We start from the raw sequence: 15069 nt of genomic DNA, 5'->3' as shown, positions 1-15069 counted from the left end.
GTTAAAGATCTTCCGGCCAAGGGAAGCATTCCGCCGTGATCTCCGGCGTGTGGTAATAATTCTGTAAAGCCTCGATCAAGCGTGCCGGACGTGCCGGGATGCCTTTCTCAAGATATTCCATCACCTGCGCATGAACGCGGCGCTGGAAGACGATACGGTCTGGCTCGAAGTCGCCTTCGAGGTTGTCACAACTTACGTTGAACGGGAAACCCGCCGCTACGCAGAACAGCCATTCGAGCGCCTGAGGTTTCACCTCCACATCTTCGAACTGCCCCTGGGTGGCGGCGTCGCGCCCGTCCGGGCAGTACCAGTAACCAAAGTCCACCAGCTCGCGACGCGCTTTCCCGGCGATACACCAGTGCGAAATTTCGTGCAAACCGCTGGCGTAAAAGCCGTGGGCAAAGGTGATGCGGTTATACGGAACCTCGTCATCAGCAGGAAGATAGATCGGTTCGTCGTCGCCTTTAATCAGACGGGTATTAAAATCATCAGCAAAACAGCCATCGAAGATCTCAATCAGCTGTTCGTAGTTATGCGTACTGTTCATTAGTTCATCCCCAACCAGGTGAGGATCTCCTGTCCATGGCTGTCATAAAGAAGTTTGGCGCTCATCACCGCCGAGACGACAACAATCATCGGGCGGATCAGCTTTTGTCCTTTGCTTAATACCAGACGCGAGCCTGCGCGCGCGCCCAAAAACTGCCCTGCCATCATCACAAACCCGGTTGCCCAGATAACCTTGCCGCCAATGATAAACAGCAGCAGACCGCCAACGTTGGAGGTCGCGTTGAGGACTTTGGCGTGGGCGGTGGATTTGGCGAGGTTGAATCCGGCCAGCGTCACGAATGCCAGCGCATAAAACGAACCTGCCCCCGGGCCAAAGAAGCCATCGTAAAAACCGACGCAGCCACCGGCAATCAGCGCAAACGGCAGGCCGTGAAGACGACGCTGTCGATCTTCTTCCCCGAGCTTTGGCATCAGCAGGAAATAGAGGCCGATACAGATAACCAGCAGCGGCAGGATCTGGCGCAGAATGTCGGACTGTACGTGCTGGACCAGCAGCGCACCCGCCGTTGAGCCAATAAACGTCATCAGGATATTGAGCTTCTGATCGGCGAGATTCACCACTTTGCGCCGGATGAAATAGAGCGACGAGGAGAGCGAACCGCCGCATGCCTGGAGTTTGTTGGTGGCAAGCGCTTGGGCAGGGCTCATGCCTGCCGCCAGCAGCGCCGGAACGGTGAGCAACCCGCCGCCGCCTGCCAGGGCATCGATAAATCCGGCTAACATCGCAACAAAAAAGAGCACCGCCAGCAGCAGCGGTGACACCATGAACAGATCGACGAAATTATCCATTAAAGTACATGCTCATCCAGTAGCGCCTGGCAGGAAGGCGGCAACGGAGGCGGTGTCTTCTTCTCAGGCTTAGAGGTTCCAGGCTTGGCTGGTTCAAACCAGCTTTGCAGTTCGTAACCACAACCATCGCCAGGCGGTGGCAGCGGCTGATCTTCACATTCCAGGCTGTTCGCCGGACAGCGCAGGCGAACATGCATATGCGCCCGGTGCTGGAACCACGGGCGCACTTTACGCAACCAGTCGCGATCCGTTCCCGCATCCAGGCAAAGCTGCTGCTTGATGGCCGGATTAACAAAGATCCGCGTGACGTCGTTATCCTCTGCCGCCAGCTTAATCATGCTGGAAATTTCCGGCGACCAGCGCGAGGCGACGACCCGTTTACCGTCGGCCGAGACCAGATCCAGCGCCTGCGGTTTCAGCAGCTGCGCTGAGCTCCAGCGCGTTTTCGGCAATTGCAGGAAGATATCCACATCCAGTCCGGTCTGGTGGCTGGCGTGACCGCCGTTGAAGCGACCACCGGCAGGCATCCCCATATCGCCAATCAGCACCGTCCCCAGCCCCAGGTTATGCACCTGGTTGCCAAGACGCTGAATAAACAGCAGCAGGTCAGGATGGCCGAAATAACGGCGCTGATCGGTACGCATCACCTGATAAGTATCCGACTGCAACGGCAGCGCCTGCGCACCGACGATACACCCGTTGGAAAAAGCGCCAATGGACTGCGCGCTCCCCGCTACCGGGTGGGTGATTTTCTGCCACGGCGTAGCGGCCAGGCTTGCTCCACTGGCCAGCAGCGCCAGCAGAGCGATTGCGGTTTTTTTCATAGTTACCAGCGTGGAATGGTGGTCGTCACATCCGCATTCTGCGCGCGCTGGCGCAGGAAGTGATCCATCAGCACGATCGCCAGCATCGCTTCTGCGATCGGCACCGCGCGGATCCCCACGCACGGATCGTGACGCCCTTTGGTGATCATCTCAACTTCATCGCCAGCGCGGTTAATCGTGTGGCCCGGGACGGTAATGCTGGATGTTGGTTTCAGCGCGATATTGGCAATAATTTGCTGCCCGCTGCTGATGCCGCCCAGAATGCCGCCCGCATGGTTGCTCTGGAAACCCGCCTTCGTGATTTCGTCGCGGTTCTGGCTGCCGCGAAGCTTGACCACGTCAAAACCGTCGCCGATTTCAACGCCTTTCACCGCGTTGATGCTCATCAGCGCGTGGGCGATGTCGGCGTCAAGGCGGTCAAATACCGGCTCGCCCCAGCCAGCCGGCACGCCGTCGGCCACCACGGTGACTTTCGCACCAATGGAGTCGCCCTCTTTTTTCAGGCCACGCATCAGCTCATCCAGCGCGTCCAGCTTGTCGGCATCGGCGCAGAAGAACGGGTTGAGCTCTACCTGATCCCAGTCTTTGATTGCCAGCGGAATGTCGCCCATCTGGGACAGACAGCCGCGGATAACGATGCCGAATTTCTGCTGGAGATATTTTTTGGCAATTGCGCCTGCCGCCACGCGCATCGCGGTTTCACGCGCGGAAGAACGTCCACCGCCGCGATAGTCGCGAAAGCCATATTTTTGTTCGTAGGTATAGTCGGCGTGACCAGGACGGAAAACGTCCTTAATCGCGCCGTAGTCCTGAGAACGCTGATCGGTGTTTTCAATCAGCAGGCCAATGCTGGTTCCTGTGGTACGGCCTTCAAATACGCCGGAGAGAATTTTGACCTGGTCCGGCTCGCGACGCTGCGTGGTGTAGCGAGAGGTACCCGGACGACGACGGTCAAGGTCATGCTGTAAATCGGCTTCGGTCAGTTCGATGCCTGGCGGGACGCCATCAACGATACAACCCAGTGCCAGACCGTGCGACTCGCCAAAGGTGGTCACACGGAATACCTGTCCAATACTGTTTCCTGCCATCACGGCTCCGATGTTGTTGTTTGTGTTTGAGCGTTGTGAAACGGGCCGAAGCCCGCTGGATTAATCTTTGTAAATGCTGAAGTATTCACGTGCATCAAGCAGTTGCGCTTTAGTCAGCATAAAGACGCCGTCACCGCCGTTGTCGAACTCAAGCCAGGTGAACGGCACATCCGGGTACTGCTCTATCAGATGTACCATGCTGTTGCCTACTTCACAAATCAGAACGCCGTCGTCGGTCAGATAATCCGGCGCGCAGGCCAGGATGCGGCGGGTCAGCTTCAGCCCGTCAGAACCTGACGCCAGGCCCAGCTCCGGCTCGTGACGATACTCGTTCGGCAGATCGGACATATCTTCTGCATCCACGTACGGCGGATTGGTGACGATCAGGTCGTATTGCAGCGTCGGCAGGTCGCGGAACAGGTCAGAGCGGATAGGCGTGACGTGATGAATCAGCCCGTGCTCTTCAATGTTGTGTTCGGTGACGGCCAGCGCGTCGGTGGAGATATCGACGGCGTCCACTTCCGCTTCCGGGAAGGCGTACGCGCAGGCAATGGCGATGCAGCCGCTGCCGGTGCACATATCAAGAATGTGCTGCGGCTGATGGTTAATCAGGCCGTCAAAATGGTTGTTGATCAGCTCGCCAATCGGCGAACGCGGCACCAGCACGCGCTCATCAACGTAGAATTCGTGGCCGCAGAACCAGGCTTTGTTGGTCAGGTAAGCCACCGGAATGCGCTCGTTTACGCGACGGATCACGCGCTCAACGATGCGGTGTTTTTCACTGGAGGTCAGGCGCGCGGTGCGCATGTCTTCCGGAATATCCAGCGGCAGGTAGAGAGACGGCAGCACCAGCTGCACGGCCTCATCCCACGGATTGTCGGTACCGTGTCCGTACCAGATATTGGCGGCGCTGAAGCGGCTAACCGACCAGCGCAACATGTCCTGTATGGTATGCAGCTCGTTTACTGCTTCATCGACAAAAATTTTATCCACTCTTTCCTCCAGGGCATGCTCGCATAATTTTCGGCGGCTAGTTTGCCATGAAGACGGCGATAAATCAGCAATGACGCGTACCGCTTGAGGTTAAAAAATGCGTTTAGTCGGGTACACTATCGGAAATACGAGATGAGAATGACGAATGAAAAAGAAAACATCGCTCAGCGAGGAGGATCAGGCTCTATTCCGCCAGCTGATGACCGGGACGCGTCAAATCACGCACGACACCATTGTCCATCGCCCGCAGCGTAAAAAAGTCAGCGAGGTACCGGTCAAACGGTTGCTCCAGGAGCAGGCCGATAACAGCCACTATTTTTCAGATGAGTTTCAGCCGCTGCTAAATACGCAGGGTGCGGTGAAATACGTGCGCGAAGACGTCAGCCATTTTGAACTGAAAAAATTACGCCGGGGAGATTACTCGCCGGAGCTGTTCCTCGATCTGCATGGGTTGACCCAGATGCAGGCGAAACAGGAGCTGGGGGCGTTGATCGCGGCATGTCGTCGCGAGCATGTTTTTTGCGCCTGCGTGATGCACGGCCACGGCAAACATATTCTTAAGCAACAGACACCGCTGTGGCTGGCTCAGCATCCACACGTGATGGCTTTTCATCAAGCGCCAAAAGAGTACGGCGGAGATGCCGCATTGCTGGTATTGATTGAGGTCGAGGAGTGGCAGCCGCCAGAATTGCCCTGACAGGATGGCGGGAGGCACGCTGCACCCCGCCATATCGCACGTCACGTCAGATGGCTTTTGCCATCTTCAGGTTGCACGGACTCATTTGCCAGTTAAAGACCCCTTTGCCGGTTTCGTCGAGGGTGACGTTGGCAATGGCGGACGTTGTGAACATCGGTGGCGTTTCGCCCGGGCACAGCTCAGATACCAGATAGCCGACCAGCGGCAGGTGGGAAATGACCAGTGCGGAAGCGACACCTTCATTGCACAGCGCCTGAAGGTAAGCACTGACAAGGCCAACATCGCCACACGGCGTGAGTTCAGGGAGAACATCCACACTGGATGGCAGGTTCATACACTCCCCTACCACATCCAGCGTCTGTTCTGCCCGCAGGAACGGACTCACCAGAACGCGTTCAATGTCCACTTTTTGACCTTTAAGCCATGTCGCCATCTGACGGGATTCGTCGCAGCCACAGACGGTTAAAGGACGTACTGAGTCACTGGCGGCATCGAGTGCCGCGTCGCCGTGACGCATGATAAAAACTTGCATATTGCACCGCTTTTGTTAACCAGAATCACCGGCGTTAACTACCCGCGATTAATGCTCTGAGGTAGAAAACCCGATGGCCGGGCATTGTGCCTGATCCATTCGGTGAATGAAACGCTGTTTTTTACCTCAATGGCGTAAGTATAGTCAATCTCTGTTTACAATTTCGCCAGAACAGGTTCCATCACCTCAGGATTTACCCTTCTTTGACTTCAGTTTACGCAATCAGTTTCCCTTGCGGGCCAGAATGTCTGACCCCGTTCCGCCATCTGCAATAATTCGTCACAAGGTGTAAACCGTGGACCATATTGCGAGGCCAGACGTTGCAGGATCGCAACCACTTCACCCGCCCCGAGGGTATCCATATACCGGAACGGACCGCCAAGAAATGGCGGAAAACCGATACCAAACACGGCGCCGATATCGCCGTCGCGCGCGCTTTTGATCACCTGCTCACCAAAGCAGCGCGCCGCTTCATTGAGCATCATCATCACGCAGCGCTCAGCACACTGAACCGCCGACAGTTTTCCCTGACCCGTGACAGGAATAAGCGCATAAACCGAAGGGTCGACCTGTTTCTTGCTTTTACGCCCTTTCGCGGCGTAAAGATAGAAACCGCGTTCATTTTTTCTGCCTTTGCGATCGTCCTTCAAAATTGCGGAAACAAAGTTTGCAGGCGGCGCAAAACGATCGCCATAAGCCGCTTCCAGCACAGGGATAATTTTAGTCCCCGTATCAATTCCTACCTCATCCAAAAGTTGGATTGGGCCGACGGGGAAGCCAAACTTCACCAGGGCGTCATCGACGTGCTCAATTTTCTCCCCTTCCGTCAGCAACCGCATCGCTTCGTTAATGTACGGCGCCAGAATGCGGTTGACGTAGAAGCCGGCTTTGTCCGCGACCACAATCGGGGTTTTGCCCTGTTTTTTCGCCAGTTTCACCACGGTGGCAATAGTTTGCGGGCTGGTTGTGGCATGCGGGATAACCTCCACCAGCGGCATTTTTTCGACAGGGCTGAAATAGTGCAGCCCTATCACCTGCTCCGGGCGCACGGCTTTCGCCGCGATGTCGCCGATCGGCAAAGACGAGGTGTTTGACGCGAAAATAGTGTGCGGCGCGCAATGCTGTTCAACGTCCGCCACCATCTGCTGCTTAAGGGCGAGATCTTCGAACACGGCTTCAATCACCAGATCGCGGTGTGCAAACCCACTGTAGTCGGTGGCGCCAGTGATCATCGAGAGGGTTTTATCACGCTCACTGGCCTTGATATGGCGGCGCTTCACTTTGCGATCAAGGTTCTGCCAGCTGTACTGCAACGCGTGGTTGATACCCCTAGGGTTGATATCTTTGATACGTACGGGCAATTTGCCTTTGCTGGCGGTGACAAATGCGATGCCGCCGCCCATCAGCCCACCACCCAGAACGCCAACGGCACGCAGCGGAGCCGGTTCAGCTTCACTGCCCGGATCTTTTTTAACCTCCGTGCTGGCAAAGAAAATGCCGCGCAGCGCCTGCGACTGCGGCGTCATCGCCAGCTCGCCAAAGGCTTTCGCTTCCGCAGCATAACCGCTGCTGCTGCCCTGCGATAAACCGGTTTCAATCACCTTCAGAATGCGCGTCGCTGCCGGATAGTTCCCTTTGGTTTTTTGCTCGGTTTTTTTACCCACCATATTGAACAGCAGCGTGCGCCCCAGCGGCCCGGCGAGGATACGCTCGCGCACCGGCAGAGGGCGTTTCGCCTGACGACCTTTCAGCGCCCGCTCAACGGCGGCCTCAAGCAAGATGGCGTGCGGAACGACCTCATCAACCAGACCCGCCTTTAACGCCTGACGGGCGCGCAGCTGTTTACCGGTTAAAATCATCTCCAGCGCCGTACTGACGCCCACCAGACGCGGCAGGCGCTGCGTGCCACCTGAACCGGGCAGCAATCCAAGCTGTACCTCCGGCAGTCCGAGTACGGTTTTCGCATCGTCGGTACAAATTCGGCTGTGACAGGCCAGCGCCAGCTCAAGCCCACCGCCCAGGCAGGCCCCGTGGATCGCAGCGACAACGGGTATCGACAGCGCATGGATCTCCGCCATTACCTGCTGCCCCTGACGGGCCAGGTCTTCTGCTTCCTGAGCGCTTTTCGCCCGGGCAATCATGTTGATATCGGCCCCGGCAATAAAGTTATGCGGCTTTGCCGAGATAAATACCAGGCCACGTATCGCTTTGTTTTCGCGGATCTGTCTGAGCATCGCACGCACCTGAACGCCGAACTCGGCCTTCAGGGTGTTCATCTTTTCGTCGGGTACATCAATGGTGATAACAGCCACGTTATCAAGGCGAACAGCCAGATTAAATGCAGATGTCGTTTCCATTATTCAGCCTCCAGAACCATTGCTGCACCCAGGCCGCCCGCCGCACAGGCGGTAACGAGACCAAAACCGCCGCCGCGGCGACGCAGCTCGTGCAAAGTCTGGGTTATCATTCTCGCGCCGGTCGCCGCAAATGGATGGCCGTAGGCGATGGATCCGCCAAGCACGTTAAACTTACTCTGATCCACTTCGCCGGTCGCGTGGGCGCGGCCCAGTACATCGCGCGCGAAGCGCTCGCTTGCCAGCAGCTGAATGTTTGCCAGGGTTTGTGCGGCAAAGGCTTCGTGCATATCGATCAGGGTTAAGTCAGCCAGCGTCAACCCCGCACGCTCCAGCGCCAGCGGCGTGGACCAGGCCGGACCGAGCAGCATGTCCTGCCAGACATCAATGGCGGTAAAGGCGTAGCTACGCAAATAGCCCAGCGGTGTTATGCCAAGCTCTTTCGCCCGGGATTCCGTCATCAGGATCACGGCGGCGGCACCGTCCGTCAGTGGCGTACTGTTCGCCGCCGTAACGGTGCCATGTTTACGATCAAACGCCGGGCGCAGTTTTGCGTAATCCTCCAGCGTCGAGGTGCCACGGATATTGTTATCTTCCACCAGCGGTTCGCGGAAAGGCGGGATGTAAGCCGTCATCACCTCGTCGGCAAGTTTGCCTTCCGACCACGCCTTCGCAGCGAGCTGATGCGAGCGATGCGCCAGTGCATCCTGCTGTTCGCGGGTAATACCGTAGGTTTTTGCCATCTGCTCGGCAGTGTCGCCCATACGCAGGCCGGTGGAGTATTCAGCAACGGCAGGTGGCACGGGCATGAGGTCGCGCAGACGTAAACGCGAGAAGAGTTTGAGCTTCGCACCGGTGGTCCGGGCTTTGTTGGCATCCACGAGGATGCGGGCCAGCTGTTTGCTAACACCGATGGGCAGCACGGATGAGGAATCCGCGCCGCCGGCGATCCCCGCGCGAATGGTCCCCGCCATCAGGCTTTCCGCCACGTTCGCCACCGCCTGGAAACTGGTGGCGCAGGCGCGGCTGACGCTGTATGCGTCGGTGTGAACATTCATGCCGGTGCCCAGCACGATTTCACGTGCGATATTGGGCGCTTCCGGCATTTGCACCACCTGGCCGAAAACCAGTTGCTCAATAACCTGTGGCGGGATCTCGCTGCGAGCCAGCATCTCCCCCACCACCATTTTTCCCAGATCGACAGCCGGTATACCGTGAAACGCGGTTGCCTGACGCGCAAACGGCGTACGTAACCCGCTGACAATGGCAATGCGGTCACCGTGTCGGGTGATAAGCGGTAATGCCTGACTCATAACACTCCCCTGTAAAAAAATTTTGCGCACACATTAAGTGGTCTGACCTGATAATAGTCTTAACTATTTTTTTACATTGAGCCAATCGGGGAAGCGAAAAATTGCGAGCTAAGGCACAGAGAAGAAAAAGAAAATGCCCCTGCATGGCAGAGGCATTTGTGAGATTTGTTGCCGGGTTGCGGCGTTGCCTTAACCGGCCTACACGATCATAGGCCCGTGCAAAAAGTATTAACGCAGGCCCAGCTGGAAGATCAGCGTTTCTGCTTCGCAGGCGAACACAAAGTCGATATCCAGCCGCACGCCGCCTTCCACTTCCGTGAAGGTGGATTTGATTTCACACGGATCGGATTCGACTTCACGCGCGCGCTGGCTCAGCGCGGCCAGCGTCTCTTCCGCTTCAGCGCGGTTAGGGAATACGCGGCTGTAAGAGGCGGTGCAATCGGTGTTGTCCATAATGGTGCCAACATCCATACAGCAGCAAACCGGGGTTTCATCAGCACTGCATTTACTCATAGCTCAATTTCCTCTGTATTCGCGCAGGGCGCGAGATAAACACGATGCGTCTATTTTACGCCCCCGAACGAGCCCCCTCCAGCCGTTAATGGCGCAAAATCGGATAAGTGAGCAATATCACACTAAAAAATGATCTAAAACAAAATTCCCCTTTTCAGAGGAATCGCACTGGTCACAATTTTGCCAACCAGATCTCGTTTCAAGAAACATATCTGAAAATATTAATAAACAAACTTGCAACATCCCAGCTGGTCAGACCTATACTCTCGCCACTGGTCTGATTTGTAAGTCATACCTCAGACCCTACACTTCGCGCTCCTGTTACGGTATGTAACAATTATTGAATAAAAATAACTCAATGAGGTTATGGTCATGAGCCAGAAAACCCTGTTCAAACAAACTGCTTTAGCAGTTGCAGTGGCAATCGTCTCAACGTCCGCCTGGTCAGCGGGCTTCCAGTTAAACGAATTTTCTTCCTCTGGCCTTGGCCGTGCGTATTCCGGGGAAGGTGCGATTGCCGATGACGCAGGCAACGCGAGTCGTAACCCGGCACTGATCATGATGTTTGATCGCCCTACCTTCTCTGCCGGTGCGGTTTACATCGATCCTGATGTCAATATTTCTGGCAAATCTCAGTTCACCGGCGCAGATCTGAAGGCGGATAACATTGCGCCGACCGCGTGGGTGCCTAACCTGCACTTTGTTGCGCCAATCAATGAACAGTTTGGTTGGGGTGCCTCTGTCACCTCTAACTATGGCCTGGCAACGGAGTTCAATAACAACTATCCGGCCGGGGAATACGGCGGTAAAACCGATCTGACGACCCTGAACCTCAACCTGAGCGGCGCATATCGTCTGAACGATAACTGGAGCTTTGGTCTGGGCTTTGATGCTGTCTACGCCGATGCAAAAATCGAGCGTTACTCCGGGGAGCAAACTGCTGCACTGCCGAAAAACAGCAATAAAATTGCCAGCCTGAAAGGTGATGAATGGGGTTACGGCTGGAACGCCGGTATCCTGTATGAACTGGATAAAAACAACCGCTGGGGTCTGACCTATCGCTCAGAAGTGAAAATTGATTTCGATGGCGATTACAAAAGCGGCATCCTGAGCCCAGTCAACGGTATGGTCCCAGGCGCGGGCACCACCATTCCATGGGGTACCTCGAATCAAACCGTACCGGGTTCACTGTCGCTGCATCTGCCAGAAATGTGGGAAGTGTCAGGTTATAACCGCGTTGCGCCGCAGTGGGCAATTCACTACAGCCTCGCGTATACCAGCTGGAGCCAGTTCGAGGAGCTTAAAGCCACCGGCAGCAACGGCCAGACGCTGTTCTATAAAGACGAAAGCTTCCACGATGCTTACCGTATCGCGCTTGGTACGACCTATTATATGGATGACAACTGGACGTTCCGTACCGGCGTGGCATTTGATGACAGCCCGGTACCGGCCGATAAACGTTCTATCTCCATTCCGGATCAGGACCGTTTCTGGGTGAGTGCGGGGGCAACCTACGCGTTCAACGAGAATGCCTCTATCGACGCGGGCGTGTCGTACATGCATGGCCAGAAGGTGACCTTCCAGGAAGGCCCGTACGAGTTTTCCTCTGAAGGTAAAGCCTGGCTGTTTGGTACCAACTTCAACTACGCGTTCTAATCCCAACACGATTAAAAAAGGTGAGCATTGCTCACCTTTTTTATTTATTCCGAATCGATATCTTTTAATTCGTTCTCGATGGCTTTCGCGTTCGGATTATCTTCCGGCTTCAGCTTACCGCCGTTGGCAATAAAATCATGGTTCTGGAAGTAGGCCTCGCGGACCATGATGTACGGATCGGAAGACTGACGCAGCAGACCATCAGAATCCAGCAGTTGCGCACGCGTTTCAATTCCTTCCACGGTCCATTTACCAATCGACAGCGGCCAGGTGAGCCATGACAGTACAGGATACAGCGTATCCACCATGTCGCCGCCATCATCACGCACGGTAAAGCTGCCGTAGAATGGCAGGTGCACATACGGACCATAACCTACGCCATAATGACCCAGCGTGCTGCCGAAACGGTGCGGCTGTTCACGCTGTAATTTCGGGTTCGCCATGCCTGCGACATCAATTAAGCCGCCCATACCCAGCAGGGAGTTCAGGAAGAAGCGGGTGAAATGCACCATCCCCTGATACGGGTCGCCCTGAAGGAAGTAGTTGACCATAACCGCTGGCTCTTCCAGGTTACTGGTAAAGTTGCTCAGCCCGTTACGCGCCGGCTGCGGAACATAGTCACGCCATGCCACGGCAACCGGACGAACCAGATATGGATCCAGCACATTATAGTTAAAGCTGTACATTGAACGGTTAAATCCTTCGAGAGGATCGGAGCGTCCCGTTTGCTCGCCAGAGCTGGCGCAGCCCACAAGCATTGTTACGCCCAGCGCAAGCGCCGACAGCCGAAGCTTCATAAATTTCTCCCTGTTCAATATGGCTATCGTTGAATGCCATCTGTGACGGAGCCTGAGATGCTCCGCCTGAAACGTGCAAGTGATTGTAACAGCACGCTTACCGATGTCTACGAGGACAATGACGACCCGCTCGCGTCATCACGCTAATTTCAGCATAGCCTGTCTTTCGGAATTCGTTTCGCTGGCAATTTTATATTGGCTTTGAAAGAGATGTCTCACCTTTATTGCCATTTTCAGCAATTTAAGAGCATCCCCACGGGGAAAGCGCTAAAAGCCGCTACGCTTAAATGAGCAATTACCCCGAAGGAGCTGTTATGAAAGACATTAGCGAAGAGAAAATTGGTGAAAGCAAAGAGGAACATGAGATTGAAAGCGAGGAGAAAGACCGGGGAGAAGAGATAGAAGTCGATGAAGATCGCCTGCCGTCGCGCGCCATGGCTATTCATGAGCATATTCGCCAGGACGGGGAAAAAGAGATGGAGCGCGACGCGATGGCCCTGCTGTGGTCAGCCATTGCAGCCGGTCTGTCGATGGGCGCCTCTCTGCTCGCCAAAGGGATATTTCACGTTCAGCTGGAAGGCGTACCGGGCGGGTTTTTGCTGGAAAATTTAGGCTACACGTTCGGCTTTATTATCGTCATTATGGCGCGACAGCAGCTTTTTACGGAGAATACCGTCACTGCCGTACTGCCCGTCATGCAAAATCCGACCCTCGGTAATTTCGGTTTACTGATGCGCCTGTGGAGCGTCGTGCTGCTGGGGAACCTGATCGGTACGGGCATAGCCGCCTGGGCATTCGAGTATATGCCAATATTTGATGAACCGACCCGCGACGCATTTGTGAAAATTGGCATGGATGTGATGAAAAACACGCCGGTTGAAATGTTCTCTAATGCCATAATTTCCGGCTGGATCATCGCCACTATGGTCTGGATGTTCCCGTCAGCGGGTAGCGCGAAAATCGTGGTAATTATCCTGATGACCTGGCTTATCGCACTCGCCGATACCACGCACATTGTTGTCGGAACCGTGGAGATCCTTTATCTGGTATTTAACGGCACACTCCACTGGAGCGACTTTTTCTGGCCGTTCGCCCTGCCAACCCTCGCAGGCAACATTTGTGGCGGGACCTTTATCTTTGCGCTGCTGAGCCATGCGCAAATCCGTAACGACATGTCCAACAAGCGTAAGGCCGAGCTTAAGGCTCAGGAAAAAAAGGATAAAACTGCCGAAAAATCGGCGTGAACGGTGACTCTTTGACCAGTCAGGCGGCAATGCGCTTAACGAAAAGTGTAAATAACGCTATACTCTTGCCGCTTCGTCCCCTTAGTTAAATGGATATAACGAGCCCCTCCTAAGGGCTAGTTGCAGGTTCGATTCCTGCAGGGGACACTTCTGTCTTTCCTTACGCCCCCTTCCAAAGCTCCACGCAGTTTCGGCCACGCCGTTTCGCGCCGTATAAGGCTTCATCCGCCGCCTGAATCAATCGCTCGTAATCGGGATGCCCGTTGAACATCGCAACGCCTATCGAGAGGGAGAGCGGGATAATATCGCCGGTTGGGGAGTTAACCTTGATTTTTTCCACCCGCCTGCGGATACGCTCGGCAATTCGCAGCGCGTCCACCTCTGAGATTTCCGTTAGTACAATCAGAAATTCATCGCCGCCGTAGCGAAAAACGTAATCACAGGTTCGCACGTTGTCGTAGAACGCGCCGGAGACTTTTCGCAGGATCTCGTCCCCGGTATTGTGCCCCCAGGTATCGTTGATTTGTTTAAATTTGTCGACGTCAATCAGCAGCGTCGAGAGCTTTGTTCCCGCCCGGGTGGCGTGCAGGATTTCGCGTTTGAAGATGGTTGGCAGGAAACGGCGATTCAACAGGCGGGTCAGGACATCAACCCCCACCTCGTGTCGCGACACTTCGTCAAACAGTTCGCGCAAAAGCGTGATGATTTGCGAGAGGGTATTACGCATTCGCTGCAAGAATTTATCCCGCTGCGCTTTATCACTCAGACCCTGCCCTGTAAGACGGACCTCGTTAAAAAGGTCATCGAATTCCTGAATCAGACGAGAGATATGACCGGCCTCAGCGATGCCGCTGAAATAGTGCCGACCTTTATGGCTAAACCACAGTCCAAATTCAGACTGCCCCAGCGGCAGACTGTTGCCGATACTGGAATTAAGCGTGATCTTATACAGAAGCACCATTTCCCATGACAGCAGCGCCGCGGTCTGTCTCTCCTTCTCCTCTTCTGCGTTCTCCATTAAGGAAAAGATGCGATAATTTTCGTCCTCTTTCGCCGCATTGTTCTCGCTAAATACATAGGCCCGCGACATCACTTCCATGGCCAGATCGATACTGTTTATCGCGTAGTGATAAATATGCAGCTTCACCTCAGGCGAATGGGCGCTGGCAGTAATGACAGGCAACAGCAGCTTTTTCAGAACGCGGAAGCCCATTTCGACTAAATCAACCGAAATACCAATACGGGCATGAACATCCGCAGCGCGCTGCTGCGCCCGCATCAGCTCTTCAACCTGCTCCACACGGCATGAGAGCACATCAATAAGCCAGCGACGAAGCGCCTCCTGAAGCTGCCTCTCCACCTGTTCGGTGGTCAGGAATTCAGCTGCCGACGGATCTGCCAGCACAACACGATAGAATTCAGCGACCAGTGGCATTGCATTATCCCTGGCAAGCTCAGTCGCAAGCCGATGCACATCGGGATCGGTTTCATTAATCAGCTTCACCCACTCTTCTTTCACCGTTTGCAGGTAGGTTTCCATGGTCTGCACCTTCAGGAGACATGCGGGAACGCAGATTTAACAATAGCAAAATCAAACCACTCCGCAATTGCCGCTTTTTTAAACAAAAACGAGTGATAGCTCATAATGTATAACGGTGCTACATTATGCCGCCCACCCAAGTCAGCAATGGCCAGGCAACGT

The 15069-nt window shown here is 55.0% G+C and carries 14 protein-coding genes and 1 tRNA gene; 4 read left to right on the top strand and 11 right to left on the bottom strand.

Features of this window, described 5'->3' with window-relative positions:
• Position 1: 1 nt before the first annotated feature.
• From ACJTMZ_RS14165 to prmB, 5 genes are read right to left on the bottom strand one after another with little or no spacing between them, the layout of a single operon-like run.
• Positions 2 to 547, bottom strand: a complete 546-nt coding sequence (locus ACJTMZ_RS14165; protein WP_252010715.1) for an elongation factor P hydroxylase — start codon at positions 545 to 547, stop codon at positions 2 to 4.
• Positions 547 to 1356: a sulfite exporter TauE/SafE family protein gene (locus tag ACJTMZ_RS14160; RefSeq protein WP_003861386.1), complete on the bottom strand. Its 810-nt coding sequence runs from the start codon at positions 1354 to 1356 to the stop codon at positions 547 to 549. The genes ACJTMZ_RS14165 and ACJTMZ_RS14160 overlap by 1 nt, the downstream gene beginning before the upstream one ends.
• Positions 1356 to 2180 carry a penicillin-insensitive murein endopeptidase gene (gene mepA, locus ACJTMZ_RS14155; protein ID WP_015572248.1) on the bottom strand — a complete coding sequence of 275 codons (825 nt, stop codon included), beginning with the start codon at positions 2178 to 2180 and terminating at the stop codon, positions 1356 to 1358. Before mepA ends, ACJTMZ_RS14160 begins: the two co-directional genes overlap by 1 nt.
• Before the next feature lie 2 nt (positions 2181 to 2182).
• On the bottom strand, positions 2183 to 3268 hold the full coding sequence (gene aroC / locus ACJTMZ_RS14150; protein WP_015572247.1) for a chorismate synthase: 1086 nt from the start codon (positions 3266 to 3268) through the stop codon (positions 2183 to 2185).
• 60 nt (positions 3269 to 3328) lie between these two features.
• Entirely contained in the window at positions 3329 to 4261 is a 933-nt protein-coding gene (gene prmB, locus ACJTMZ_RS14145) for a 50S ribosomal protein L3 N(5)-glutamine methyltransferase (RefSeq protein WP_003861381.1), read from the bottom strand.
• 145 nt (positions 4262 to 4406) lie between these two features.
• Between prmB and smrB the strand changes: the two genes are divergently transcribed.
• Positions 4407 to 4958 (top strand): endonuclease SmrB, encoded by a 552-nt coding sequence (smrB, locus tag ACJTMZ_RS14140; RefSeq protein WP_015572246.1) that lies wholly within the window; start codon positions 4407 to 4409, stop codon positions 4956 to 4958.
• A 46-nt stretch (positions 4959 to 5004) separates the two neighbouring features.
• Here smrB and sixA read toward each other — a convergent pair whose 3' ends face one another.
• The 4 genes from sixA to ACJTMZ_RS14120 all read right to left on the bottom strand — a co-directional run bounded on the left by sixA (position 5005) and on the right by ACJTMZ_RS14120 (position 9670).
• Positions 5005 to 5490 carry a phosphohistidine phosphatase SixA gene (gene sixA / locus ACJTMZ_RS14135; protein WP_003861375.1) on the bottom strand — a complete coding sequence of 162 codons (486 nt, stop codon included), beginning with the start codon at positions 5488 to 5490 and terminating at the stop codon, positions 5005 to 5007.
• A 209-nt stretch (positions 5491 to 5699) separates the two neighbouring features.
• Positions 5700 to 7847, bottom strand: a complete 2148-nt coding sequence (gene fadJ / locus ACJTMZ_RS14130; protein WP_252010716.1) for a fatty acid oxidation complex subunit alpha FadJ — start codon at positions 7845 to 7847, stop codon at positions 5700 to 5702.
• Positions 7847 to 9157 (bottom strand): acetyl-CoA C-acyltransferase FadI, encoded by a 1311-nt coding sequence (fadI, locus tag ACJTMZ_RS14125; RefSeq protein WP_047719294.1) that lies wholly within the window; start codon positions 9155 to 9157, stop codon positions 7847 to 7849. The genes fadJ and fadI overlap by 1 nt, the downstream gene beginning before the upstream one ends.
• A 228-nt stretch (positions 9158 to 9385) precedes the next feature.
• Entirely contained in the window at positions 9386 to 9670 is a 285-nt protein-coding gene (locus ACJTMZ_RS14120; protein ID WP_017383455.1) for a YfcZ/YiiS family protein, read from the bottom strand.
• Between the two features lie 372 nt (positions 9671 to 10042).
• On the opposite strand from ACJTMZ_RS14120, the gene fadL reads away from it, so the two are divergent.
• Positions 10043 to 11326, top strand: coding sequence for a long-chain fatty acid transporter FadL (gene fadL / locus ACJTMZ_RS14115; protein WP_017383456.1), 1284 nt, complete (start codon positions 10043 to 10045; stop codon positions 11324 to 11326).
• Positions 11327 to 11370: 44 nt separating this feature from the next.
• Here fadL and mlaA read toward each other — a convergent pair whose 3' ends face one another.
• Positions 11371 to 12123 (bottom strand): phospholipid-binding lipoprotein MlaA, encoded by a 753-nt coding sequence (gene mlaA / locus ACJTMZ_RS14110; RefSeq protein WP_003861365.1) that lies wholly within the window; start codon positions 12121 to 12123, stop codon positions 11371 to 11373.
• 314 nt (positions 12124 to 12437) lie between these two features.
• On the opposite strand from mlaA, the gene ACJTMZ_RS14105 reads away from it, so the two are divergent.
• Together ACJTMZ_RS14105 and ACJTMZ_RS14100 are read left to right on the top strand one after the other, a co-directional pair.
• Complete coding sequence (locus ACJTMZ_RS14105; RefSeq protein ID WP_017383457.1) at positions 12438 to 13367, top strand: formate/nitrite transporter family protein; 930 nt, start codon at positions 12438 to 12440, stop codon at positions 13365 to 13367.
• A gap of 75 nt (positions 13368 to 13442) precedes the next feature.
• Positions 13443 to 13514, top strand: a tRNA-Arg gene (locus ACJTMZ_RS14100).
• 13 nt (positions 13515 to 13527) lie between these two features.
• Here ACJTMZ_RS14100 and ACJTMZ_RS14095 read toward each other — a convergent pair.
• On the bottom strand, positions 13528 to 14907 hold the full coding sequence (locus ACJTMZ_RS14095; RefSeq protein WP_063932368.1) for a diguanylate cyclase: 1380 nt from the start codon (positions 14905 to 14907) through the stop codon (positions 13528 to 13530).
• Between the last annotated feature and the right edge of the window lie 162 nt (positions 14908 to 15069).

It is taken from the genome of Enterobacter sp. DN (genome assembly GCF_046054285.1).
GTDB classification, from domain to species: Bacteria; Pseudomonadota; Gammaproteobacteria; order Enterobacterales; family Enterobacteriaceae; genus Enterobacter; species Enterobacter hormaechei_C.
This window is presented reverse-complemented; position numbering and strand designations above follow the sequence as displayed.